The organism is Rhodococcus spongiicola (assembly GCF_004011835.1).
In the GTDB taxonomy this organism is placed as follows: domain Bacteria; phylum Actinomycetota; class Actinomycetes; order Mycobacteriales; family Mycobacteriaceae; genus Prescottella; species Prescottella spongiicola.
The window spans coordinates 702,707-727,511 of record NZ_RKLN01000003.1 but is presented as its reverse complement, the minus strand read 5'-3'; the positions used below and the strand labels follow the sequence as shown (position 1 = coordinate 727,511).

At 67.0% G+C, this 24,805-nt stretch carries 20 protein-coding genes and 1 rRNA gene; 9 read left to right on the top strand and 12 right to left on the bottom strand.

Translation table 11 applies throughout. The features are described from left to right. A 5S ribosomal RNA gene (gene rrf / locus EF834_RS11420) occupies nucleotides 1–104 on the top strand; the annotation flags it as partial. Nucleotides 105–468: 364 nt separating this feature from the next. Then, nucleotides 469–1,305 carry an alpha/beta fold hydrolase gene (locus EF834_RS11415; RefSeq protein ID WP_127947290.1) on the top strand — a complete coding sequence of 279 codons (837 nt, stop codon included), beginning with the start codon at nucleotides 469–471 and terminating at the stop codon, nucleotides 1,303–1,305. Nucleotides 1,306–1,486: 181 nt separating this feature from the next. Here the strand turns inward: EF834_RS11415 and EF834_RS11410 are convergent, their stop codons facing one another. Beyond that, nucleotides 1,487–2,023 (bottom strand): cytochrome b, encoded by a 537-nt coding sequence (locus EF834_RS11410; RefSeq protein WP_408014500.1) that lies wholly within the window; start codon nucleotides 2,021–2,023, stop codon nucleotides 1,487–1,489. A 55-nt stretch (nucleotides 2,024–2,078) separates the two neighbouring features. After that, the gene (locus tag EF834_RS11405) at nucleotides 2,079–3,185 is read right to left on the bottom strand and encodes a catalase family peroxidase (protein ID WP_127947288.1); all 1,107 of its coding nucleotides are present in this window, start codon (nucleotides 3,183–3,185) and stop codon (nucleotides 2,079–2,081) included. A gap of 198 nt (nucleotides 3,186–3,383) precedes the next feature. Here EF834_RS11405 and nucS point away from each other — a divergent pair, with 198 nt between their 5' ends. After that, nucleotides 3,384–4,073: an endonuclease NucS gene (nucS, locus tag EF834_RS11400; protein ID WP_127947287.1), complete on the top strand. Its 690-nt coding sequence runs from the start codon at nucleotides 3,384–3,386 to the stop codon at nucleotides 4,071–4,073. A 50-nt stretch (nucleotides 4,074–4,123) separates the two neighbouring features. Further along, nucleotides 4,124–4,444 carry an ATP/GTP-binding protein gene (locus EF834_RS18510; protein WP_164874115.1) on the top strand — a complete coding sequence of 107 codons (321 nt, stop codon included), beginning with the start codon at nucleotides 4,124–4,126 and terminating at the stop codon, nucleotides 4,442–4,444. Nucleotide 4,445: 1 nt separating this feature from the next. Here the strand turns inward: EF834_RS18510 and EF834_RS11390 are convergent, their stop codons facing one another. Together EF834_RS11390 and mce are read right to left on the bottom strand one after the other, a co-directional pair. Next, complete coding sequence (locus EF834_RS11390; protein ID WP_235871111.1) at nucleotides 4,446–5,531, bottom strand: coiled-coil domain-containing protein; 1,086 nt, start codon at nucleotides 5,529–5,531, stop codon at nucleotides 4,446–4,448. 101 nt (nucleotides 5,532–5,632) lie between these two features. Next, on the bottom strand, nucleotides 5,633–6,112 hold the full coding sequence (mce, locus tag EF834_RS11385) for a methylmalonyl-CoA epimerase (protein ID WP_127947286.1): 480 nt from the start codon (nucleotides 6,110–6,112) through the stop codon (nucleotides 5,633–5,635). A 91-nt stretch (nucleotides 6,113–6,203) separates the two neighbouring features. Between mce and EF834_RS11380 the strand changes: the two genes are divergently transcribed. The 3 genes from EF834_RS11380 (at nucleotide 6,204) to EF834_RS11370 (ending at nucleotide 8,879) form a co-directional block, all read left to right on the top strand. Further along, a complete protein-coding gene (locus EF834_RS11380) occupies nucleotides 6,204–7,397 on the top strand; it encodes an acetyl-CoA C-acetyltransferase (protein ID WP_127947285.1) in 1,194 nt (397 codons plus the stop codon). Between the two features lie 112 nt (nucleotides 7,398–7,509). Next, nucleotides 7,510–7,869 (top strand): DUF3817 domain-containing protein, encoded by a 360-nt coding sequence (locus EF834_RS11375; RefSeq protein WP_127947284.1) that lies wholly within the window; start codon nucleotides 7,510–7,512, stop codon nucleotides 7,867–7,869. A gap of 104 nt (nucleotides 7,870–7,973) precedes the next feature. Continuing rightward, on the top strand, nucleotides 7,974–8,879 hold the full coding sequence (locus EF834_RS11370; RefSeq protein WP_127947283.1) for a tetratricopeptide repeat protein: 906 nt from the start codon (nucleotides 7,974–7,976) through the stop codon (nucleotides 8,877–8,879). 101 nt (nucleotides 8,880–8,980) lie between these two features. Here the strand turns inward: EF834_RS11370 and EF834_RS11365 are convergent, their stop codons facing one another. The 3 genes from EF834_RS11365 to EF834_RS11355 form a co-directional block, all read right to left on the bottom strand. Further along, nucleotides 8,981–10,393, bottom strand: coding sequence for a neutral zinc metallopeptidase (locus EF834_RS11365; RefSeq protein ID WP_127947368.1), 1,413 nt, complete (start codon nucleotides 10,391–10,393; stop codon nucleotides 8,981–8,983). A gap of 72 nt (nucleotides 10,394–10,465) precedes the next feature. After that, nucleotides 10,466–12,661: a 1,4-alpha-glucan branching protein GlgB gene (glgB, locus tag EF834_RS11360; RefSeq protein ID WP_127947282.1), complete on the bottom strand. Its 2,196-nt coding sequence runs from the start codon at nucleotides 12,659–12,661 to the stop codon at nucleotides 10,466–10,468. Continuing rightward, the gene (locus EF834_RS11355; RefSeq protein WP_127947281.1) at nucleotides 12,658–14,658 is read right to left on the bottom strand and encodes a maltotransferase domain-containing protein; all 2,001 of its coding nucleotides are present in this window, start codon (nucleotides 14,656–14,658) and stop codon (nucleotides 12,658–12,660) included. The genes glgB and EF834_RS11355 overlap by 4 nt, the downstream gene beginning before the upstream one ends. Before the next feature lie 131 nt (nucleotides 14,659–14,789). Between EF834_RS11355 and EF834_RS11350 the strand changes: the two genes are divergently transcribed. Both EF834_RS11350 and glgP read left to right on the top strand, forming a co-directional pair. Beyond that, nucleotides 14,790–15,383, top strand: a complete 594-nt coding sequence (locus EF834_RS11350) for a DUF1109 family protein (protein WP_127947280.1) — start codon at nucleotides 14,790–14,792, stop codon at nucleotides 15,381–15,383. Between the two features lie 66 nt (nucleotides 15,384–15,449). Next, nucleotides 15,450–18,050: an alpha-glucan family phosphorylase gene (gene glgP, locus EF834_RS11345; RefSeq protein WP_127947279.1), complete on the top strand. Its 2,601-nt coding sequence runs from the start codon at nucleotides 15,450–15,452 to the stop codon at nucleotides 18,048–18,050. Here the strand turns inward: glgP and EF834_RS11340 are convergent. The 5 genes from EF834_RS11340 to EF834_RS11320 all read right to left on the bottom strand — a co-directional run bounded on the left by EF834_RS11340 (nucleotide 18,047) and on the right by EF834_RS11320 (nucleotide 24,771). Next, nucleotides 18,047–19,696, bottom strand: coding sequence for an ABC transporter permease (locus EF834_RS11340; RefSeq protein ID WP_127947278.1), 1,650 nt, complete (start codon nucleotides 19,694–19,696; stop codon nucleotides 18,047–18,049). The two genes, glgP and EF834_RS11340, sit on opposite strands and share 4 nt — an antisense overlap. Further along, nucleotides 19,696–20,625: an ABC transporter ATP-binding protein gene (locus EF834_RS11335; protein ID WP_127947277.1), complete on the bottom strand. Its 930-nt coding sequence runs from the start codon at nucleotides 20,623–20,625 to the stop codon at nucleotides 19,696–19,698. The genes EF834_RS11340 and EF834_RS11335 overlap by 1 nt, the downstream gene beginning before the upstream one ends. A 147-nt stretch (nucleotides 20,626–20,772) precedes the next feature. After that, complete coding sequence (locus EF834_RS11330) at nucleotides 20,773–22,833, bottom strand: ATP-dependent DNA helicase (RefSeq protein ID WP_127947276.1); 2,061 nt, start codon at nucleotides 22,831–22,833, stop codon at nucleotides 20,773–20,775. A 25-nt stretch (nucleotides 22,834–22,858) separates the two neighbouring features. Beyond that, on the bottom strand, nucleotides 22,859–23,434 hold the full coding sequence (locus EF834_RS11325; protein ID WP_127947275.1) for an isochorismatase family protein: 576 nt from the start codon (nucleotides 23,432–23,434) through the stop codon (nucleotides 22,859–22,861). After that, on the bottom strand, nucleotides 23,431–24,771 hold the full coding sequence (locus tag EF834_RS11320) for a nicotinate phosphoribosyltransferase (RefSeq protein WP_127947274.1): 1,341 nt from the start codon (nucleotides 24,769–24,771) through the stop codon (nucleotides 23,431–23,433). The genes EF834_RS11325 and EF834_RS11320 overlap by 4 nt, the downstream gene beginning before the upstream one ends. Nucleotides 24,772–24,805: the final 34 nt, after the last annotated feature.

The window sequence follows — 24,805 nt, the reverse complement described above, 5'->3', positions numbered from 1 at the left end:
GCGGAGGGGAAACGCCCGGCCCCATTCCGAACCCGGAAGCTAAGCCCTCCAGCGCCGATGGTACTGCACCCGACAGGGTGTGGGAGAGTAGGACACCGCCGAACACCCGTTCCCGAAGGCCCCCACCAAACACGGTGGGGGCCTTCGGCATACCCACACCCCAACACGGTGACGGACCAGGGATCGCCCTGCCCGCCGGTTGAGCCACCCCCACCCTCACCTCCTCTGGACTACGGCATCCCGGCCGAGTAGCGTCCGCAATGCAAGCAGACCCACTGCCCACCGTCTGCAAACCCATCGTCTGTGAAATCAACTGAATTCGGTTCATCAACAACCTGGCTCTAACTCCAGATGGACTCGGTATCGGGGACCAGCCCGGGTCGGGGCACCCCGGCATGGGATCCGATCGGCCTGACTCAATCGAGGTGAACACCGCATCCGGTAGGTGTTCGTAGGAGAGTGGCTGACATGCCTCAAGTCACGCTAGCGCAGGCAACAATCAAGTATGAGGTCTTGGGACCTGAGGACTCAACGTATCCGCCGATTCTGTTCATCCACGGTCTCTGCGTCGATTCCCGATTATGGGCAGAGGTTGCAGAGACGTTGGCCCGCAGTGGATTTCGTTGCGTTATGCCCACCCTACCGTTGGGTTCTCATACCATCCCGGTGGATGACACCGTCACACTATCTTTTGCCGGCCTGGCGACCCTCATCCGCGATTTCATGGATGCCCTGGACTTGACCGATGTGACCCTCGTCGGTAGCGATACGGGCGGTGGGCTGTGCCAAGTAGTCATTGACTATTACCCAGAGCACGTCGGACGTTTGGTTCTGGCCAATTGCGACGCTTTCGAGAAATTTCCGCCGTTTCCCTTCACCCTGAGTCTGGAACTAATGCGCGGTCCGATATCCATCAAAACGCTCTTCACCGTGATGCGCCTCGTGCTTCCGTTTCGCCATTCGCCGTTTGGCTACGACCTGCTCACAGACGAGTACGCGCACCTCACCGAAGCCTGGTTCGAACCGTGCCGGAACGACCCTCGCATCTGCCGTGATCTGGCGATACTGGCACGGCAAATCAGCGTCAGCGATCTCGTCGGTGTGTCGACTCGACTTCACAAGTTCGACAAGCCTGTCGTCCTCGTGTGGGGGCAGCGTGACCGGCTCTTTACGCCGCGGCTCGCCAGGCGCCTGGAGGCTGTTTTCCCCAACTCGAAATTGATCGAGGTCCCCAACGCGAGAACGTTTGTCCCCCTCGACGACCCAGGAGCGGTGAGCGACGCGATCGTCAGTGCGTACGCGTGAGCACCTCGCGATGTTGCGGCCGGAAGCGGGCGGCAGCTTCCAAGTTCGGGACGAGAACTGCTTGGCCGACAACGGAGTACGTCAACTGGATCCGTCGAACGCGAGGGCGACGAAGGGGGTATTGTCCGCGATCTGTCGGGACAGCGGCACTGCCATCGTGTGTCGGATACGCAATCGCGGATCAGTTGGTTTCGACTGGTGGCGGGTCGGTTGGCTCCGCCACGGGCTTTGCGCCACGGATGGGCCATATAGCCATACGGTCGAGGATACGGTCGCGAATCACCAGTGTGTGGAACAAGATCGCGCACAGGTGAGCGGTGAAGGTCGCGAACAGTAGGTACGCGAAAGTCAGGTGGGAGTACCAAAGCACTGGGTACAGGCTCGTGTTGTGCGGTGCGATCGGCGGAAGGTGTAGTTGCCCGAAGAGCACGATCGGGACTCCTGCGCTCGAGAGCATCGCCCATCCGGCCAGCGGTTGCACGACCAGCAGGGCATAGAGCAGCTGTTCCGATCGCGTCGCCACGCGACGCTCCCAAGGCCGCATCGTGGCCAAGAACGGAGGCGGCTTGTGCAACAGGCGGTTCACGATGCGGACAATGACGAAGATCAGGATCGTGATCCCCAGCGGTCGGTGGATGGCCAGCAGCAGGTTGTAGTTGGCGAGGGAGGCCACCATCGTGACGCCGATGAAGAGCTGGGCGATGACCATGACAGCCATGGCCCAATGCAGCAGTCGGGACGGGAGGGCGAACTGCGGGGTACGGCCGGTCGGCTTATCGTTCACCGAGCACCTCCGTGACATTTACTTCACTGGGCTGCTTGGGTTCACGGGACCTGCGCAGGAACGACCTCGCATAAACCGCTGACCGTGCGCTGAGCAGCGGATCGTCCGACCGTGCGATGCCGTCCGGCAGGATGAGTGGGTCGAAGTTGATGTCTCGGGCGTTACCCGGCTCCTCGGTCTGTACCGAATCGATCGTAAGTGTGCCGACGTCGATCGTGCGCCGACCATCAGGCCATGGTTTGGTGGCGTCGTTGGTCGGGTCTCCCGGTTGGCCGATGGTGAGAATCAAGCGCCAGCGCAGCGGCGTGTTCGCGACCGAGCGAATCAGCGCGTCGAAGAGATAGTCCCTGCCGGGCGGTTGTGGGGAGCTAGCCGGCTCGAAGGCTTGCTCGGGGACGACCATCCAACGCACTGGAACAGTGACCCCAGAACTGTTGGTGAAATTGAAGGCATTGAGCCCGTGGAAAGTGCTGTTGTCGAATCCGGAGCTGGGCGGTGTCTGCCGGACGATTTCCATCGCCGCAGCGGTCTCCGGGTGCCTGGCCAGGAACGCCGCCATCTTCTCCGGATCAGGCTGTCCGGTGTCCGGATCCACCTGGGATGCGAGCAGTCGCTCGAAGAAGCCTTCCGGGGTGCTGTCGAGGAAGACCGGGATGTTGACCATCGCTGTGCGCCACTGCTCCCCATTCGGCAATGAGAAGAGCAACCCCAGACCTCGAATGGTGGCGTTCGCATCGGTTGCGTCGGGTAAGCCGCCCGATAGCGAAAACCGTCCGGTCACCGGAATCCGGCCCGGTCGAAAGACCTCGGCTTTGGACACGTCGGTGCCGGCCCCGTTGCTGGTGAAGTATCCAGAGGCACTCAACCCCTTGGCGTGATTTCGCCGGAACCCGTCGTGTTTTCCGAAGACCTGCTCGAACCGATCGACGAATCGCCAAGGTGTCAAAGCGCCGGGTGTCAGCCAGCCTCCCAAATACAGGAACCCGCCGACATTCGCTGCGGCGATCCCTCCGAGTGCGGCCAGACCCAGGAGGACGCCGCGGCGGCTGATCGCCGCGCGCGGGAGACGTTCAGCACGTTTGCTGTCGTCGCTCATAGGTTCTCACCGTAACTCGGGGAGTCTGCGGTCGCGGCGAACCTTGCACATCAGGGTGATGTCTAGATGTGTGCGGCGAGCCGTTGCGGCGTGTCGCCGGGGGGCGTCACCGAAGGCGTGCGACCGCGCGCATCGAGCATCTCGACACCGGGACGATGAAGGTTAGGACTAGCACCGCGATCCACTAGGGTGGTGCGGGTGCGTCTTGTCATTGCTCGCTGCCGTGTCGACTATGTCGGTCGCCTGACCTCCCACCTGCCGATGGCGCGTCGCCTTCTTCTGATCAAGGCGGACGGCTCGGTGAGTATTCATGCCGACGACCGTGCGTACAAGCCGTTGAACTGGATGAGTCCGCCGTGCTGGCTCGTCGAGACCTCGGATGGTGCGGGGGAGGACGGTGGTGGTCAGCCACTGTGGGTCGTCACCAACAAGGCGGGCGAGGAACTGAGGATCACGATCGAGGAGATCGAGCACGACTCCAGTCACGAGCTCGGCGTCGACCCCGGCCTGGTGAAGGACGGTGTCGAGGCGCATCTGCAAGAGCTGCTCGCGGAACACGTCGAGACACTTGGTGACGGCTACACGTTGATTCGTCGGGAGTACATGACGGCGATCGGGCCCGTTGATCTGCTGTGCCGCAACGCAGACGGGGCGACGGTCGCGGTCGAGATCAAGCGACGCGGGGAAATCGACGGCGTCGAACAGCTCACCCGCTATCTCGAACTGCTCAACCGGGATCCCCTGCTCGCGCCCGTGACCGGCGTCTTCGCCGCCCAGCAGATCAAGCCGCAGGCGAGAACTCTTGCCACGGATCGCGGCATCCGGTGCCTGGTCCTCGACTACGAAGCGCTGCGGGGCGCCGAGAGCACCGAGTTCCGCCTGTTCTGACCCGCGGTGTGCCCGCCAGCCAGATCTCGACGGGCACCTAGACTAAAGAGGTGCCGCGCCGAAACCAGCCCCGGAAGCCCAGCCGTCGTTCCGAGGCCGGCGCCGGTGGCAATCTAGTCGGAAACGGTCTGGCCCGTGAGGAATCCGGTCCCGCGGGTTACACGGATGAGCGGTACATGGTCCGCCAGATCCCGGGTGCTCGCGCCACGAAGACGTACAGGTGTCCCGGATGCGACCAGGACGTGCGCCCCGGGGTGGCCCACGTAGTGGCGTGGCCATCGGACTCCGGCGGAGCCGATGACCGCCGACACTGGCACAGCGGGTGCTGGGCCGGCCGCCATACACGTGGGCCGAATCGACGCTGGTCCTAGCTCAGGCGTGGGCAGCAGTGACCTGCTCGTCGCCCGATTCGTCTGGAGTGCTCGTGGCGTCGGGGACGCGGTCGTCGGTTCCCGCTGAAGTCCCGGCGCTGCCGAGCAGGTCCGCTTCACGATTGACGGACGCGAGCATCGCGGGCACCGAATCGAGTTGGCCGCGAATACCGAGGAGCTGCGCCAGGACTCGGCTGCGCAGTACACGTAGTTCCTCGGCGAGTTCTTTGGCGTGCACGATCTTGCGCTCGGACTGCTCGGTTGCCACCCGAAGACGGCGCTCGGCTTCCTGGCTGGCCTCGGAAAGCCGTCGATGGGCCTCGGCCTTGCTGCTCTTTTCGAGGGCCTCGGCTTCCTGGCTGGCCTCGGAAACTCGTCGATGGGCCTCGGCCTTGCTGCTCTTTTCGAGGGCCTCGGCTTCCTGGCTGGCCTCGGAAACTCGTCGATGGGCGTCGGCCTTGCTGTTCTTTTCGAGGGTCTCGGCCTCCTCGTTCGCCTTGGCGCGGCGCTCGGCCATCGTGACCTCGAAGTCCTGCTGGACCTGGGCTCGCTGGGCCTCACCCTCTGCGGTGAGTCGGTCGCGTTCGGCCTGGGCGTTCTCGACGATACGCTTGGCCTCCGCGTGTGCGGTCTCCATAGTCCGTTCGTGCTCGCGCTCGTGGGCGCTGCGGCGCTCGTCGAGATCGGTCACCTTCGACTCGTACAGGTTGCGGAGACGCTCGCTCTCCTGCTCGGCCACCGAGACCATTTCCGCCGCTTCCGCCTCGGCCTTCGCCCGGACCTCGGATGCCTCGTCGGATGCGAGTCGGAGCATTCGGGAGATGCGCTCGCTCATGCCTTCCGCAGTGGTGGGCGGAACCGATAGCCGGTCAACATCGCGGCGCAGCTGATCGATTTCGTCGCGCGCGTCCTCGAGTTGATTGGCGAGCTCGCGGGCCTGTGCGGCAGCCGCATCACGATCCGTGGCGGTAAGGCGGATCTCGGCGTCGAGCCGTTCGAAGTGTCGGCGCACTTCGGTCTGGTCGTAGCCTTTGCGCGCTATTGAGAAGGGAAGCTGGAATGCGGAGTGGTCGTACTCGGAGGCCATGGCTGCCAATCTACCTGGGGACGATAAAGGCTCAGTCTCCCGGAGTGAACTCCGGCATCTTCAGATCGATCCCACCCCGCGCCAGCTGCGTAAGACGGATGTCAGTGATCGCCGTCGGCTGCCAGTTCGACCAGTTCGACCAGGACACCACCCGCGTCCTTGGGGTGGATGAAGTTGATGCGGGAGCCAGCGGTGCCACGGCGCGGTGCGTCATACAGGAGGCGGACGCCGTCGGCGCGCAGTTGCTCGCTGATCGCCTCGATGTCGATGACGCGACAGGCGAGCTGCTGCAGGCCGGGGCCGCTGCGATCGATGAACTTCGCGATCGTGGAGCTTTCGTTCAGCGGGGCGAGGAGCTGGATCGCCGGGGCGCCCGCCGGTGAACCGGCCACCGAGAGCATGGCCTCGCGGACACCCTGTTCCTCGTTGATCTCCTCATGGGTGGAAACCATGCCGAGGTGCTTGCCGTACCAGGCGACGGCGGCGTCGAGATCCGGCACCGCGATGCCGACGTGGTCGATCGCGGTCACTAGCTGCGAGGACAGTCCGCTCGCGGCGGGGCTGGTAGACGAAGATGTCATGTATTAAACGGTAGCGCTAACGTTTGAGTTGTTCTCGCCGGGTCACGGCACACCGCCGCTACTCGGACCAGGATCGATCGCTGGAGGAATCTTGACCACTTCTGTCATCGTTGGCGGGGCTCGGACCCCGGTCGGACGACTGCTCGGAACTCTGAAGGACCTTTCGGGCTCCGACCTCGGCGGTGTAGCGATCAAGGGTGCGCTGGAGAAGACCGGCGTCGCGCCTGAACAGGTCGAATACGTCATCATGGGGCAGGTTCTCACCGCGGGCGCCGGTCAGATACCGGCCCGTCAGGCGGCAGTGGCCGCAGGCATTCCGATGGATGTCCCCGCATTGACCGTGAACAAGGTGTGCCTGTCGGGCATCGACGCCATCGCCCTGGCGGACCAGCTGATCCGTGCCGGCGAGTTCGACGTGGTCGTCGCCGGTGGTCAGGAGTCGATGACGCGAGCGCCGCACATGCTCGAGAAGAGCCGCGAAGGTTTCAAGTACGGCGACGTCACGCTGCGCGACCACATGGCCTACGACGGGCTGCACGACATCTTCACCGATCAGCCGATGGGTAACCTCACAGACCAGCGCAACCAGGGCGACGACCAGCGCATCACGCGTGAGGACCAGGATTCGTTCGCGGCCGCGTCACACCAGAACGCCGCACGCGCGTGGAAGGACGGCCTGTTCGCGGACGAGGTCGTACCCGTCACGATCCCGCAGCGTCGCGGTGAGCCGATCGTCGTGAACACCGATGAGGGTGTGCGGGCCGACACGACGGTCGAGACCCTGGCGAAGCTTCGCCCGGCGTTCTCGAAGGACGGCACGATCACGGCGGGAACCGCGTCGCAGATCTCGGACGGTGCGGCCGCCGTCGTCGTAATGAACAAGGCCAAGGCCGAGGAGTTGGGCCTCGAGTGGATCGCGGAGATCGGGGCCCACGGCGTCGTCGCCGGCCCCGACTCGACGCTGCAGGCGCAGCCGGCCCACGCGATCGCCCGCGCCTGCGAGCGTGAGGGCATCACCCCGAAGGACCTGGATCTGGTAGAGATCAACGAAGCATTCGCGGCTGTCGGCATCGCCTCGACCCGCGAGCTGGGCATCGACCCAGCCAAGGTCAACGTCAACGGCGGCGCCATCGCAATCGGTCACCCGCTCGGCATGTCCGGTGCACGCATCGCATTGCACCTGGTTCTCGAGCTCCAGCGCCGCGGCGGCGGCGTCGGCGCGGCCGCACTATGCGGCGGCGGGGGACAGGGGGACGCCCTGATCGTCAGGGTGCCGAAGAAGTAGTTCACGGTCCCACGGCGATCCGACGCCACGGCCCTACGACACCTCCCAGCCGGGACTGTGCGATCGGTCTCGGTTGCGGGAGGGTCGGGGCCGTTCGTGCACAATGTCGCCCATGGCTAACATTCTCGACGTGTCCACTGCCGCGAAGCGGTTGCGCCTAGTTGCCCTCTGGGAGGCAGTGACATGGGTGGCCCTGCTGATCGCCATGTTCTTCAAATGGGTCCTCGGCCATGAGGAGGCAGTCAAGATCCCGGGCATGGTCCACGGCGTGGCCGGGTTCATGCTCTACATTGCCGTCGCCCTGTTCACAGCGCGCGCGCTGAAGTGGGACTTCAAGACCCTCGCCCTCGCGATGGTCTCCAGTGTTCCGCCGTTCATGACCATCTGGTTCGAACGCTGGGCTGTCCGAACGGGCCGCCTCGGCGAACTGTCGACGGCACCGCGTCGGGACGCCGAGCCCGCGCCGGCCTGACAGGTGCGGGCGGTGGACTGGAATGGCTGCGCGCCGAGCGTTCATGACAAACTGAAACCGTGACTCGACCTGGATCTCGTCCATCCCCTGCAATCGCCGCGGCCATGTCTGGAGCCGTCGACCTGTCCGGCCTCAAGGAGCGCGCCGCGCAACCTCCCGCCGCGACGGCGGCGACTTCCGCCGCCGAGGTCGAACCTGGGAGCAGCACCGGTCTGGCGCCGGTCATCGACGTCACCGAGGCCACCTTCCAGGCCGAGGTGCTCGAGCGGTCGATGCAGGTCCTCGTCGTCGTCGATCTGTGGGCCACCTGGTGCGAACCCTGCAAGCAGCTGTCCCCCTTGCTCGAAAAGCTCGCGCATGAGGGTGGTGGCAACTGGGTCCTCGCGAAGGTTGACGTCGATGCCAACCCGGGCATCGCGCAGGCCTTCGGTGTCCAGTCTGTGCCGACTGTCGTCGCGATCGCCGCTGGTCAGCCGCTCGCTGACTTCGCAGGGGCCCAACCCGAGCCGCAACTGCGCCAGTGGATCGCCGCCCTGCAGGAGGCCGTCAGGGGCAAACTTGCGGGGCCGCCCTCGGGCGGTGAACCGGAGCCCGAGCCTGAGGATCCCCGCTTCGTGGCGGCAGAGGATGCTCTCGAAAAGGGCGACTACGCCGGCGCCGAGGCCGCCTACAACCTCATTCTCAACTCTGAGCCGGGCAATGCCCAGGCGCAGGCGGCGTTGCGGCAGGTCAAGTTCCTCGCTCGCGCTGACGGTCTGCCGAGTGATGCCATCGAAGCGGCCGATGCACGTCCGGACGCGATCGAGGCTCAATTCGCAGCCGCCGACGCGGAGCTGTACGCGCAGCGCCCTGAGGCCGCCTTCGACCGGCTGGTAGCTCTCGTTCGGCAGACGGCCGGCGATGATCGGACCCGGGTCCGCACGCACCTGCTCGAGCTGTTCGAGCTGTTCGACCCCGCCGAGCCGGTCGTGGTCGCGGCCCGCCGCAAGCTCGCCTCGGCCTTGTACTGACCGACTGTCCTGACCGACTGCGCTGACGAAGCGGGCTGACCGCTTGGGCTGACGAAGCGGGCTGACCGCTTGGGCTGACGAAGCGGGCTGTGACCGATGGGTCAGCGGTAGCGTCCGTCGCATTCCTGCTGGCCTCCGAGGACGCCGGTTCGGAACGCGTCGACCCGCGAGAACCCGCTCGGCACCGTGTTGCCGTCGACGTCGCTCGCGGCCAACCCGTCGGACAGCAACCCGGAGATGGCCTCGTCGAGGTCGCCGGGGGAGAGCCACACCGGGCCCGCAACGTCGTCCGCTCGCGCGTTCTCCGGACTCAGAGCCGCGGTGACGGCGCCGGACAGGCACGCTGCCCGGAGGGCAGCTTTCGGACCGGACAGTGACATGCCGGAGTCCCTCTGCACCGCGAGGGTATAGCGGGAGGCAACGAGCACGTAGGCGCTGTAGTCGCCGGTGACGTCGGCGCTGAAGATCTTCCCCTGGTCGTCTCCGGTGTTCGACTGTCCGCGTTCGGCAAGGGCTGGAAGATCGACGCCGATTGTGTTGGTGGCCGGGCAGAACGAGACCGGCTCCGTCGGTTCGGCGTCCGGACAGGCGGCATCGACTCCGCTGAGGTCGAGACTCGGGGGGTCCGCGAGAGCGAAGACGGTCTCGAAAGATTCGAAGATCGCCGCCACCGACTCCGCGGTCACCGGCAGTTCGCCGTCGTCACCTCGAATGTGGAAGCGCTGGGGCAGATCGGCGCGGCGGGACTGGATCTCGTCGGCGTCGATACGGGCGCACGCGGCGGGCCCGTCAGTGAAGCCGATCTGCACCGCGGTGACCCGCTCGAATGCCGAACCGTGGCTCGACCGGGGGTCGCTGGGGTCGGTGTCACGCACCGACACCGTCGCTGCCAGAACGGAATTCAGGCCGTCCGATGTGTTGAGCGTGAAGTGCGCGGCGTCGTCCTCGGCGACGTGTCGGAGGAACGCTCCCGAGAAGCAGTCGGCCTGCTGCTCGAACACGATCCCGGGATCGTCCGCACCGACGAGGCCGGCCTTCTGTCCGATCGCGTGTCCGTACTCGTGCGCGAGCACCATGACCACGGCCATCGGGCCGAAGGCGTTGACCAGGCTCGGCAGCAGATAGGCACGGTCCCAGCCGATCCGGTCCTCGGCGGTGCAGTACGCAGCGTTGATGTCGGTCTTCGTGCCGCAGAACGAGGGTCCGTCGTCGTCGGGATCCCAGGATAAGAGTCCGGCCACCGGGTAGAAGCTGCCCCTGAAGACGGCCGGGTATTCGCGAGCCCAGTAGGTTTCGATGTCGGTGATCGCATTGGCCGCAAGGATGTCGATGGGGCCGCCGTCGGTGCCCTCGATGGCCCGCGTCGAATCCGCTACCCCTGCACGGGGGCCGGTCGGGCCACCCTGTGCGGGCATCCCGGCGACGGCGAAGGGGTCTTCGTAGATCGATACCGCGCGACCATCGGTCGTCACCGCGCAGCCCGTGACGGCGACAACGACCAGGAACGCCAGCATTCCGAGCAAGCGGGTTCGCCCCGTCACCGATCCAGCTGTCACCGATCCAGCCCCGTCACCGCACCATCCTCTTCACCCATCCCACCTCATCCAGATCGCTGAGCTGGCCGGAAGCGTGACCTCGGCCGAGGCCGGGCGACCGTGCCAAGGGTGCTCGGTCGCCGTCACCCCACCGAAGTTCCCCATCCCCGACCCCCCGAAATCACGCGCCTCGGTGTTAAGGATCTCAGACCACGTGCCCGGTTCGGGCAGGCCCACCCGGTAGCTCGAATGCGTTGCGCCGGAGAAGTTGAACAGGCACGCGACGAGTGAGCCGTCGCTGCCGAATCGGAGGAAGCTGAGGACGTTGTTCTCGGTGTCGTTCGCGTCGATCCACGAGTAGCCGCCGGGGGAGGTGTCCAGCGTCCACAGCGTGGGGCTGGCCCTGTAGGCGCTGTTGAGCGCACACACGAGTTGTCTGATGCCGCGGTGCAACTCGCCGGTCGCGGGGTCTTCGAGTTCCTGCCAGTCCAGGCCGTGTTCCTCGGACCATTCGGTGCTCTGCCCGAACTCCTGACCCATGAACAGCAGTTGCTTGCCTGGATGGGCCCACATGTAGGCGAGCAGCACGCGCACTCCCGCCGCCTTCGCGTGGTCGTCGCCGGGCATGCGCGACCACAGCGTCCCCTTGCCGTGTACGACCTCGTCGTGGCTGATCGGCAACAGGTAGTTCTCGCTCCACGCGTACATCAACGAGAAGGTGACCTCGTTGTGGTGGAAGCTGCGGTGGATCGGGTCGCGCCGCAAGTAGCCGAGCGTGTCGTGCATCCAGCCCATATTCCACTTCATCGTGAACCCGAGACCGCCGACGTTCGTGCCCCGAGTCACCCCCGGCCAGGCCGTCGACTCCTCGGCGATCGTGACGACCCCGCGGTGGAGTTTGTGCACGGTCGCGTTCATCTCCTGCAGGAAGGCGACGGCCTCGAGGTTCTCCCGTCCGCCATGGACGTTCGGCGTCCATTGGTCGGACGGCCGCGAGTAGTCGAGGTACAGCATGGACGCGACGGCGTCGACCCGCAGTCCGTCCACGTGGAACTCGTCGAACCAGAACAGCGCGTTCGCCACCAGGAAGTTTCGTACCTCCCGGCGCCCGTAGTCGAAGACGTAAGTGCCCCAATCGAGTTGCTCGCCGCGGTGTGGATGGGCGTGCTCGTACAGGGGTGTGCCGTCGAATCTGGCCAGCGCCCACTCGTCCTTGGGGAAGTGCGCGGGCACCCAGTCGATGATGACGCCGATGCCGGAGCGGTGCAGGCGGTCCACGAAGGATCGGAAGTCGTCGGGGGTGCCGAATCGAGCCGTGGGGGCGTAGTACGAGGTCACCTGGTAGCCCCACGACCCCCCGTACGGGTGCTCGGCGACCGGCAGCAGTTCGACGTGGGTGAAGCCGGCTTCGATGACGTACCGGCTCAGTTCCTCGGCCAGTTCGATGTAGCCCAGACCGGGACGCCATGAGCCGAGGTGAACCTCGTACACGCTCATCGGTCCACGGCATGGTTCGAGACCACTGCGAGCCGTGATCCATTCGTCGTCGGTCCACTGATGGGTCGATTCGGCCACGACCGACGCGGTCGCGGGGGGCGTCTCGGTCGCAAACGCCATTGGATCGGCCTTGTCGCGAACGTTGCCGTCGCGGCCGTGGATGCGGAACTTGTACATCTCGCCCACGCCGACGTCCGGGACGAATACCTCCCACACGCCGGTGCTCCCGAGTACCCGTAGGGGGAAGGTGCGTCCTCCCCACAGATCGAACTCGCCCAGCACGGTTACCCCGCGCGCGGAGGGCGCCCACACCGCGAACGAGGTGCCCCGCACGGCGCCGTCCGGGGTCTCGTATGTCCGCGTATGGGCGCCGAGAACCTCCCAGAGTTGTTCGTGCCGGCCCTCGCCGAACAGGTGTAGGTCCAACTCGCCCAGGGTGGGGAGGAAGCGGTAGCCGTCCGCGGTGACGACGACGTGGTCGCCCGGGTAGTTCACGACGAGGCGATAGTCCATCAGGTCGTGCAGTGGGATCAGGGCGCTGAAGACGTCGTGCGCAACGCGGTGCAGTGGGTAGTCCCGGTCTCCGATCCGAGCCGACACGGACTCCGCACCCGGGCGCAGGGCGCGGATCACCGTACCGTCGGGTCGGGCGTGCGCACCGAGCACCGCGTGCGGGTCGTGATGGGTGCCTTGCGCGAGCAGTGTCAGATCGAGTGGGTCGGGCGGGCACACAGCGGCTCTGGGCGTCACGGACTGTGCTCCCGATCAGCGAGGCGTCGGCGCGCTTCGAGCGGAACGGGCGGAAGCGCGAGGATGTGGGCGCTCGCCCGCCAGGGCTCGAGCCGAACAAAGTTGTGCTGCCCCCACTCGTACTGTTCGCCGCTGACCCGGTCGTGGACGGACAAGTGGTCGTGCCAGTCCCGTCCGATCGCCGGCATGTCGAGGGAGATGAAGCCCTGCTGTGCCCCGAATGGATCGAGGTTGACGACAGTGAGAACCGCGTCGCCGGTGACCGGGTCGAATTTCGAGTAGGCGATGAGGGCGTCGTTGTCGATGTGGTGGAAGTGCAGGTTCCGCAGCTGCTGCAGCGCGGGGTGGGCGCGGCGGATCCGGTTGAGCGTCGCGAGCCACGGTTCGAGTGACTCGCCGCGGGAGCGGGCTCCGGCGTAGTCGCGCGGACGTAGCTGATACTTCTCCGAGTCCAGGTACTCCTCGCTACCAGGCCGGACGGCGACGTGCTCGAACAGCTCGTAGCCCGAGTAGACCCCCCAGGTGGGCGAAAGCGTGGCTGCGAGCGCCGCCCGCAGCGCGAACATTCCGGGTCCGCCGTGTTGGAGGCTCTCGTGGAGGATGTCCGGCGTGTTCACGAAGAGGTTCGGGCGGGCCTCGTCGGCCTTGGCCGCGATCTCGACGCCGAACTGGGTCAGTTCCCACTTGTGCACCCGCCACGTGAAGTACGTGTACGACTGCGTGAAGCCGCGCTTGGCGAGCCCGTAGAGCCGCGCGGGACGGGTGAAGGCCTCGGAGAGGAACAGCACGTCCGGGTCGGTCTTCTTGACCTCGCCGATCAGCCATTCCCACAGGTCCGGCGGCTTGGTGTGGGGGTTGTCGACCCGGAATATCTTGACGCCCGCGCCAACCCAGTGTCGGACGACGCGCAGCACCTCGTCGCGGATCCCGGCGGGGTCGAGATCGAAGTTGATCGGATAGATGTCCTGGTACTTCTTGGGCGGATTCTCCGCGAACGCGATCGTCTTGTCCGGTAGTTGCGTGAACCACTCGGGATGCTCGCGTGGCCAGGGGTGATCGGGTGCGCACTGCAGTGCGAGGTCGAGAGCGACCTCGAGTCCGAGACGTGCGGCGTCGGCGACGAATGCTTCGAAGTCGGCCTGGGTACCGAGTCGGGGGTCGACGGCGTCGTGACCGCCATCGGCAGACCCGATCGCCCACGGAGACCCGACGTCGTCGGGGCCGGCGGTCAGAGAGTTGTTGGGGCCCTTGCGGTTGATCTCACCGATCGGGTGGATCGGCGGCAGGTACACGACGTCGAACCCCATCGCGGCGATGCGCGGGAGGTCCTCGGTGGCCGTTTCGAACGTGCCGTGCCGTGGGACGCCGTGCTCGTCCCACCCACCAGTGGATCGGGGGAAGAACTCGTACCAGGAACCGAAGAGTGCTCGTCGGCGATCGACGACGACATCGTACGTGCGCGACGCGGTCACCAGTTCCTGCAGCGGCCGGGTCCGCAGGATCTCCGCGACCTCGGCCGAGAAGGCGGGAGCGACACGCACCGGCAGCTGCCGATCCGATCGCAGGGCGGCCGACACCGTGCGAAGCCGGTCACCGTCGTGTGCGTCATCGACCGCGGCGGCACGGTCGAACAGCCGCGCGCCCACCTCGAGATCGTTGGCGAGTTCTGCGGGGCCCTGCCCGACAGCGAGTTTCGCCTCGATCGCGCTGCGCCATGTCTGAATAGGATCACCCCACGCTTCGATCGCGTACGTCCAGGTGCCGACACTCGTGGGGGTGAAGGTCGCGTGGAAGACATCGTGCAGCGGGCCGGGATACATGGGGATCCGCAGCACGCCCTCGGGACCCTCGACGACGAGTGTCGCCGCGACCGCCTCGTGGCCCTCGCGCCACACGCTCGCGGACACGGGAAACACCTCACCGACGACGGCCTTGGCCGGGAAGCGGCCCCCGTCGATCGAGGGCAGCACGTCGTCGATGGCGAGGCGACCTGGCACGCGCACTCCCTTCGGGCTCCCACCGTCCAAGGACAGGGGGCGACGGTGATGGATCAACGGTAGTTCAGCGACCCGCGCCGCGCCGGTACTCCCTGGGTACGGCCGCCGTGGACCACCGATATGGTGGCGACATGGGGGAGCGGCAGGTCGAGCCCGGGGACATCGTCTCGGACAACAAACCACCAGGTCGGATTCTCACCGCAATCACCGGCGTCGCCGTGATCGTCCTGGTTTGCCTTCACTACGACTGGTGGCCGTCGCGATTCGGGGACATGGCGTGGGCCGATCCGCTCCTCTTCGGCGGGACGGCTCTGCTGGTCCTCATTGTGGCCGGCACCGTGTGGGCGATCCGCACGCTGCACTTCGTCGGCCAGGACAGGCGGTGGACATGGTGGATCATGGCCGCGCCGACTGTTGTAGCTGCTGCGGCGGCCTCAGCGCTCTTGCTTCCACCGCCGAGCTTCGACGACATGCGCCCGGAGTTCGAACGCGTCGCGCTCGACGTCCTTGCCTCACCTGAGCGGTCGCGTTCGAACGTCGAGATCGGCCGCTTCGACTTCCGCTCCGTGAGACAGCGCTCGGACAACGCGGTCTATTTCGTCCGTGCGGACCCCGGGATGGCGGTGTCGGGGTGGGTGTACTCGCCCGACGGCACACCCACCGCCTCCTCCGCGACGCACCTCGGTGGGCCTTGGTACGAGTTCCTCGTCGCCTGGCGGGATTGAGGACCACCGACTCGGGCGCCGCCGCTCGGCGAGTCATAGGGCCCGAATGTCGGTAGTCTTCGCCACGTGAAAGCCCTGCGTCGGTTTACCGTCCGAGCCCACCTCCCCGAGCGCCTCGCGGCGCTGGAGCCGCTGTCGACAAATCTGCGATGGTCCTGGCATTCACCCACGCACGACCTGTTCGCGGCGATCGACCCCGAGCTGTGGACACAGGTACGCCACGACCCGGTCCGCATACTCGGCGAGGTCGACCCGGGCCGCCTCGACGACCTCGCGGTCGATCCGGTGTTCCTGGCCGATCTCGACCGCGCCGCCGCGGACCTCGACGACTACCTGACCCGTCCTCGCTGGTACCAGAATCAACTGGACCGGGGCGCTCCACTGGCCACTGGTATCGCGTACTTCTCGATGGAGTTCGGCGTCACCGAGGTGCTTCCGAACTACTCCGGCGGCCTCGGCATCCTCGCCGGCGACCACCTCAAGGCCGCGTCTGACCTGGGGCTGCCGCTGATCGGTGTCGGGCTGCTGTATCGGTCGGGCTACTTCCGGCAGTCACTCACCGAGGACGGCTGGCAGGCCGAGCACTACCCGGCACACGACCCACAGGGGTTGCCGCTGCGGCTGCTCACCGAGAGCACCGGTGACGGCGGACCCGGTGCCCCCGTCCTGGTCCACGTGGCGATGCCGGGCGGCCGGATCCTGCGCGCCCGGGTGTGGATTGCGCAAGTGGGACGGGTTCCGCTGCTGCTGCTCGACTCCGACATCGCCGAAAACGACCCCGACCTGCGCGCGGTGACCGACCGGCTCTACGGCGGCGACCAGGACCACCGGATCAAGCAGGAGATCCTCGCCGGCATCGGCGGTGTCCGAGCGGTACGCGCCTACACCCGCGCGCACGGGCTGGCGGACCCGGAGGTGTTCCACACGAACGAGGGCCATGCCGGGTTCCTCGGCCTCGAACGCATCCGGGAACTGATCACAAGCACCGGTTTGGACTTCGATACGGCCCTCGCCGCGGTACGTGCGGGCACGGTTTTCACCACCCATACCCCGGTGCCGGCGGGCATCGACCGATTCCCGGACGATCTGATCCGCCGCTACTTCGGCGGCAACGAGGGTGAGCACGAGTCGACATTGCTGCCCGGTCTCGCCGTCGACCGAATCCTCGCCCTCGGTGCCGAGAACGAACCCGGCGTTTTCAACATGGCGCACATGGGCTTGAGTCTGAGTCAGCGCGCCAACGGTGTCTCCAAGCTGCACGGCGAGGTCAGCCGCGCGATGTTCCAATCACTCTGGCCAGGGTTCGACGCAGCCGACGTTCCGATCGGCTCGGTCACCAACGGGGTCCACGCCCCGACGTGGGCGGCCCGCGAATGGATGGACCTCGCGCGGCGACTGGTTGGCCCCGAACTGCTCGAGGAGGCTCGAGGCTGGGAACGGTTGCGGGAGGTCGATCCGACCGAACTCTGGGCCACCCGGAACACGCTGCGCGGCCGACTGGTCACCGAGGTGCGCCGAAGGATCCGGGCGTCGTGGCTCGAACGCGGCGCCACGGAGGCGGAGCTCGGATGGACCGCCGAGGTGTTCGACCCATCCGTTCTGACCGTCGGCTTCGCGCGCCGCGTCCCCACCTACAAGCGGCTGACCCTCATGCTGCGCGACCCCGAGCGGTTGAAGGCTCTGCTGCTCGACGAGACGCGGCCGGTGCAGTTGGTGGTCGCCGGCAAGAGCCATCCCGCCGACGACGGGGGCAAGGCACTGATCCAGCAGGTGGTCCGGTTCGCCGACCAGCACGACGTCCGGCACCGGATCGTCTTTTTGCCGGACTACGACATGTCGATGGCCCAGTACCTGTACTGGGGATGCGACGTGTGGCTCAATAACCCACTGCGACCGCTCGAGGCGTGCGGGACATCCGGCATGAAGTCGGCGCTCAACGGAGGCCTCAATCTGTCGATCCGCGACGGATGGTGGGACGAGATGTTCGACGGCGACAACGGCTGGGCTATCCCGACTGCGGACGGTGTCGCCGACGAGGCCCGCCGCGATGACCTGGAGGCGACCGCCCTGTACGAACTGCTCGAGCGGTCGGTGCTACCGCGGTTCTACGACCGCGACGACACCGGCCTGCCCACGCGCTGGGTCGAAATGGTGCGGCATACCTTGGAGAGCCTCGGCCCCAAGGTGCTCGCATCGCGCATGGTGCGCGACTATTCGGTCGAGTACTATGCGCCCGCTGCTGCTGCGGCCCGGGGTCTGCTGCCTGACGACTTCTCCGGCGCGCGGGAATTGGCCGAGTACCGGCGGCGTGTGGAGGCGGCATGGCCGGCCGTCCAGGTGATGGAGGTCGACAGCGCCGGGCTCCCCGACACCCCCGAGATCGGCGCCGCCCTGTCGCTGCGGGCATTCGTCCAGCTCGGCGGGCTCACGCCGGAGGACGTCGTCGTGCAGGCGGTGTTGGGTCGGGTCGGTCCCAATGAGGATCTCACCGACGTGACGGCGGTGTCGATGGCGCACTCGGGCAGCGACGGCCTGGGGGAGATCTTCACCGCCACCACCCCGCTTCCGGTGTCCGGGTCGGTCGGCTACACGGTCAGGGTCCTGCCGCACCACGGACTGCTCGCCAACGACGCCGAGTTCGGCCTCGTCGCGGCACCGTACGTCTAGGACGGGACGTCGCGGCGTCGGAAACCGACCAGCGCGAGCGCGTAGAACGCCACCGCCACGACGAGCAGCACGATCAGTGGCGCGGCGTTGAACTCGTCGGCCGGCATGTTGGGTGTCAGGTGGAACGGCGACGCCCACCCAGTCCAGTCGGGCAGAACCTCGAGGAACATCCCGATCACCAGCATGTAGCCGAGATACGCCCACACCACCGCCAGCAGTCGTGGAAACCACGCGTACACGGCCGCGGTCAGGCCGACCACGGAAAGGGTCGCGGGCAGCCCATTGGCGGCGGCGCCGACGAGTCGGCCGAACATGGACCCGTCGTCCAGGGTCACGGCGGCGGTGATGCCCATGACGATGCCCGTGGCCAGGACGATGAGCACCGTCACGATCGTGAGCACCACAAGTTGCGCTCCGAGCCACCGCCACCGTGACACCGGCCTGGACAGAACATCCTCGGCACGGCCGGCCGTCTCCTCGTTGCGAGCAGATTGGATGGCCGTGAGGGCGTACATGCACGCCATGACCATCAAGATCACCAGGTACAGCGCAAACGCGCCCTGGGTGGCGTTGCCTTCCCCGCCCGGCAACAGCTCTGCCAGACGCGGATCCTGGTCGACGAACTCCGCGACCTGCTCCCCGAGCGCACCGATCGGAACGGCCCACACGACGACGCCGAGACCCCACGCCACGATCTGATTGCGCTGCAGGCGCAGTGTCAGTGTGGTGATCCCGGCCAGTGCTCGGCTGGCGCGGGGCCGGCCACCGCGTGGCGCGATCAGACCCGCGCCGACATCGCGCCGACCCACCAGTAGGTAAGCGAGCACGACACCGACGACGACCGCGGCCAGGCCCAGCAGCAGCGGCCACCAGCGTTCGTCGACGTACGCACGGGTGGCCTGCCCCCACCCGATCGGTGACAGCCATGAAAAGGTGCTGCCGCTCTCCTTCGCGCGGACGTCGCCTACCGCACGAAGCAGGTACGCGACGGCGACTGCCACCAGGCCCAGACCACTGGCCGTGCGGGCATGTTCGGTCACCTGGGAGAACAGTGCAGATGTCGCACCGAAGACCAACCCGACCATGAAGACCGACGCGGCGAGGTTCCACGATCCGAGCGCCGGTAGCCCAACGGCCGACAGACCCAGTCCGAGCACGAGGCTTATCAGGAGGTTGGCGAGCAGCACCACCGCCAACCCCGATGTGATCGGCGCGAATCGCCCCACCACGCCCGCGCGCAGCATCTCCGCACGCCCGGTTTCCTCCTCCGTTCGCAGATGCAGCGTCACGAGCAGCACAGACATGATCGCGACCGCAGCCATCGTGATCCCGGCGATCTCGTTCGCGACCATCGCGCCGAGCGTGTAGTCCGACAGCCCGTAGCCGGGACCGGCCAGGGCAGTCGCGGCCGGCGACTCGATGAGCGCGGCGCGCGCCTGCCGAGACTCGACCGTGGGATAGAGCGTCCCGTAGCTCGATGCCAACAGCACCGTCGATCCGCCGACCCCGATCACCCATGCGGGTAGGCGGATGCGGTCGACCCGCAACGCCAGCCGGGTCAGCGTCCACGTGCCGGCGAGCGGATCCGTCGTAGACGCATCGGCGGGCCGCGTGACCTGCTGCGTCCGCTCGACCTGCGTCGTCATCAGCGCTCGATGCCCAGCGAGTCGAACTGGTCGCTGTACTCACGCAGGAACAGGTCCGCGAGCGTCGGGGGATGTGCGGTGATCGTGAGGACACCGAGGTCCGCGAGCATCGACATGACCGAGTCGACCTGTTCGGAGTCGACGGCGAAGGTGATGTGGTTGCTCGCGCCGGAGTCTCCGTCGTCGACGACCTGCAGGTTGTGCACCCCCGGTACCGATGCGAGCCCGTCCGGGGACTTGCGCGTGGTCGCGGAGACCGTCGTGCGGGTCAGGTGTCGGAGTTCTCGCAGCGTGCCGCTCTGCACCGTCCGGCCGGCGCGGATGATGGTCACCACCTGGCACAGCGACTCGACCTCGGCGAGGATGTGGCTCGACAGCAGGACTGTGCGGCCATCACTGGCCGCCTCGCCGATGCATTGCTGGAACACGGCTTCCATCAGCGGGTCCAGGCCCGACGTCGGCTCGTCGAGAATCAGCAGCTGGGCGTCCGCGGCCAGCGCTGCGACGAGTGCGACCTTTTGCCGGTTTCCCTTCGAGTAGGTGCGGCCCTTGCGCGTCGGGTCGAGTTCGAACCGTTCCATCAGCTCCCGGCGGCGCCCGTCGTCGAGGCCGCCGTGGAGTCGGCCGAACAGATCTATCGCCTCACCACCGGTGAGGTTTGGCCAAAGATTCACGTCGCCCGGCACGTACGCGAGGTGTCGGTGCAGGCTCACCGCGTCACGCCACGGGTCCGCCCCGAGAACGGAGACGTCGCCTCCGTCCGCGCGCAGCAGGCCGAGCAGCACACGGATCGTCGTGGACTTCCCGGACCCGTTGGGACCCAGGAAGCCGTGGACCTCACCCTGGCCCACCTCGAGATCGAGGCCGTCGAGGGCGCGGACGTCGCCGAAGTGTTTGGTGAGTCCGTGAACCGAGATCACCGAGTCCATCGCCCGAGCATAGGTCGGCCGCGACGGTAGCGACCAGGTTTCACGTTCGTGGGCGACCAGGTTTCACGTTCGTGGGCGACCAGGTTTCACGGTCGCGGGCGACCAGGTTTCACGGTCGCGGGCGACCAGGTTCGAACTCTCGCGGGATCAGGAGGGTGGACGAGACGCTGAGATCCGGGCGAGCGCCTGCCGCACCACCGTGGGATCGGTGGTCTCCCAGAACGGTGGGAGCGAGGCACGAAGGTAACCCCCGTACCGGGCAGTGGCCAGGCGCGAATCAAGGACCGCGACCACACCCTTGTCGTCGACGCTGCGCAGCAGTCGGCCCACCCCCTGCGCGAGGAGCAGTGCTGCATGGTTCGCGGCGACGGCCAGGAAGCCATTGCCGCCGCGTGAGTCGACCGCACGCTGACGGGCCACCAGCAGTGGGTCGTCGGGGCGCGGGAAGGGGATCCGGTCGAGGATCACCAGGCTCAGGGAAGGGCCCGGTACGTCGACGCCCTGCCACAGCGACAGCGTGCCGAACAGCGTCGTCGGCTCGTCCTCGGTGAACTGGCGTACCAGGGTGCCGGTCGCGTCGTCGCCCTGACAGACGATCGGCACGTCCAGGCGTTCTCGCATCGCCTCGGCCGCGGCCTTCGCAGCCCGCATCGACGAGAACAACCCGAGCGTGCGCCCACCCGCCGCGGTCACCAACTCGGCGATTTCGTCGAGGAATGCGGGGGACAGGCCGTCTCGACCGGGTGGTGGCAGGTGCCGGGCGACGTACATGATGCCGGATTTGGCGTGGTCGAACGGCGAGCCGACGTCGAGCGAATTCCAGTGCAGTGAGCTCGCGTCCGAAGGGGCCTCCTTGCCCGTCGCGGTCGCGGTGTCGCTGCGCGACGACGACTCCGGCGGCAGACCCCAGTTCGCTGCAAGTCCATCGAACGAACCGCCGACCGTCAGCGTTGCCGACGTCAGGACCACCGTCGACTCGGCGAACAGGCTGGACCGGAGCAGGCCTCCCACCGACAGCGGCGCCATCCGCACCACCCGGCGGACCTGCCCGCGGTTGTCCTCGATCGACAACCACACGACGTCCTTGCGTTTCGCCGGATCGGGCTCGTCGAACGCGGTGAGGACGCGGACGGCGCTGTCGTGGACGTCCTCGACCGCCGACAGGGCGGCGTTGCGGGCGGCGGCCGCCTCCGGGTCGGCGGAGGCCATTCCCGGCTTCGATGGCCCGATCGCGGTGCGCAAACTCCAGGCAGCGTCCCGGACAGCGGCCAGCGCCGACCCGACCCCGTCGGGCAGCGCTTCCCAACGGCCGGCCGGCATCTGCTCGAGCAGATCCGCCCACCCCTCCGAGGCCGCTTGGAGACGATCGACGTCACGTTCCCCGACGAGTTTGACGCAGCGGCGGGCCGCGGCGCTGATCGCCGACGCCGCCAACTCCGCCGTGGCGACGCCGGTGACCCGATCGACGAGTTCGTGAGCTTCGTCGACCACCACGACGTCGTGTTCCGGCAGCACCGCGATCCCCGAGATCGCGTCGATCGCTAGCATCGCGTGGTTGGTCACCACCACGTCGACCTGTGCAGCCTCCGCGCGGGCGCGTTCTGCGAAGCAGTCCTCACCGACGGGGCATCGGGACTTGCCGAGGCATTCGCGGGCGCTGACACTCACCTGCCGCCACGCCTGATCACTGACACCGGGAACGAGGTCGTCGCGGTCGCCGGTTTCGGTGTCGGAGGACCACTTGGTCAGGCGCTGCACCTCTCGGCCCAGCCGGGAGACCGCGAACGCGTCGAACAGTTCCTCCTCCGGTGGATCGTCTCGAGCCATGCCGGTGTGGATCTTGTTCATGCACAGATAGTTGTTGCGACCCTTGAGGATTGCGAAATGCGGGCGGCGCCCGAGTGCAGGAGCCAGGGCGTCCGCTAGACGTGGCATGTCCCGGTCGACGAGCTGTCGCTGCAGCGCGATCGTCGCGGTCGAGACGACGACGGTGCGCCCGGACTGTATGGCGTGGCGCGCGCTGGGAACGAGGTAGGCGAGCGACTTGCCGGTGCCGGTACCGGCCTGCACCGCAAGGTGTTCGCCCGTCTCGATCGAGTGGGCGACCGCGGACGCCATCGTCAACTGGTTCCGGCGCTCTTTGCCGCCGAGGGAGCGGACCGCGAGTTTCAACAGTTCGGGAACGTTCGGCAGCTCAGGCTCGGGCACCGGAACAGGCTACTGCCCGGGTCCGTCAGTCGTGGCTGGTGACCTGCCCCACCAGTTCGACACCGGCCGCGTCGAGTTCGGTCAGGGCGGCTGCCACGGTGTTCGGGGACACCCCTGCGGTGAACGAGAGGAGCACACGCGTGCGGAACCCCTCCGTGGCCGCGTCCAGCGCGGTTGCGCGCACGCAGTGATCCGTGGCGATGCCGACCACGTCGACCGCGTCGATATCGTGTCGGTGCAGCCAGTCGGCCAGCGAGTCGCCCGACGGGGACACGCCTTCGAAACCAGAGTATGCAGCGCTGTACTCGCCCTTCGAGAACACTTCGTCGAATGGTTCGGTCTGGAGCGCGGGATGGAACTCGACCCCCGGCGTTCCGACCCGGCAGTGCGGCGGCCAGCTGTCCACATAGTTTGGGCTTTCGGAAAAGTGCGGGCCGGGATCGATGTGGTGGTCGCGGGTGGCGACGATCGCCGAATACCCGCGACCCGAGAGCAGGTCGTTGACATCGGAGGCCACCGTGGCTCCGCCGGCGACCGCAAGGGCTCCGCCTTCGCAGAAATCGTTCTGGACGTCGACGACAATCAATGCTCGTCCGGTCATAACCACCCCTTTCCAGCGTAACGGGTCGGGACGGCGGGGTCGCCGTGCGAGAGTTTGAGCCCCTCCCACGGAAGGCTCACGAGGTTGCGGGCGAGCAGGGTGCGGCTGTCCTCGAGTGTGGGCAGGTCGTCGACGGTCTCGCCGCCGCGCACGATCGGAATCAGCAGGTCCCGAGACTCGAAGTCGCCGGTATCGGGTGCGGGTTCGTTCGCCCGGTAGAGCACCTCCTCGACGATCGTGCCCGACGAGCGACTGAGCCGAATCGCGCGCTTGGTACCGCCCAGGGAGTGCTTGTGGCTGCTGCGCTTCTCCACCGGGACACCGTCGACCTCGACGAGCTTGTAGACCATGCCCGCGGTGGGTGCGCCCGACCCGGTCACCAGGGCGGTTCCGACCCCGTAAGCGTCGACCGGTTCGGCCCGAAGCGCCGCAATGGCGTACTCGTCCAGATCGCCGGAGACCACGATGCGGGTGCCCGTGGCGCCGAGTCCGTCGAGTTGGTTCCGGACCTGCCGCGCGAGCACCCCCAGGTCACCCGAGTCGATCCGCACACCCGCCAGACCGGTTCCGGCCGCGGCGATGGCGTTCTCGACGCCCCGTGTGATGTCGTAGGTGTCGACCAGAAGCGTCGTTTCCACGCCGAGCGCTGCGACCAGGGCACGGAATGCGGCCTCCTCGTTCGCGGCGCCGTCGGTGGTGTGCAGCAGCGTGAACGCGTGGGCACTGGTACCCGCGCCGGGGATTCCGTGGGTGCGCACCGCTTCGAGATTCGACGTCGCGTCGAACCCGGCGAGATAGGCAGCGCGCGCACACGCCACGGCGGATTCCTCGTGTGCCCGCCGCGACCCCATCTCGATCAGCCGTCGGCCGCCCGCCGCGACCACCATGCGGGCGGCCGCGGACGCGATCGCGCTGTCGTGGTTGAGGATTGACAACATCAGGGTCTCGAGCAGAACGCATTCGGCGAAGGTGCCCCGCACCGAAAGGATCGGGGAACCCGGGAAGTACAGCTCGCCTTCGCGGTAGCCGTCGATGTCACCCGAGAACCGGAAGTCCCGCAGCCACGCGACGGTGGTCGCATCCAGGAACCGGGACACGATCGCGAGTTCCGGCTCGCCGAACCGGAATCGAGCCAACGCGTCGGGGATCCGGCCCATGCCTGCGACCACCCCGAAGCGCCGGCCGTCGGGCAGTCGCCGGGCGAACAATTCGAAGCTGCACGGGCGGCGCGCCGAGCCGTCTGCGATGGCCGCCTCGAGCATCGTCAACTCGTACTTGTCAGTCAGCAGCGCGGTACTCGATCGCGGTCCGGCGGACTCTGCGTGAGGGGTTGCCACGCGGCCAACTTTACGATTCGATAGCCGGCACGGG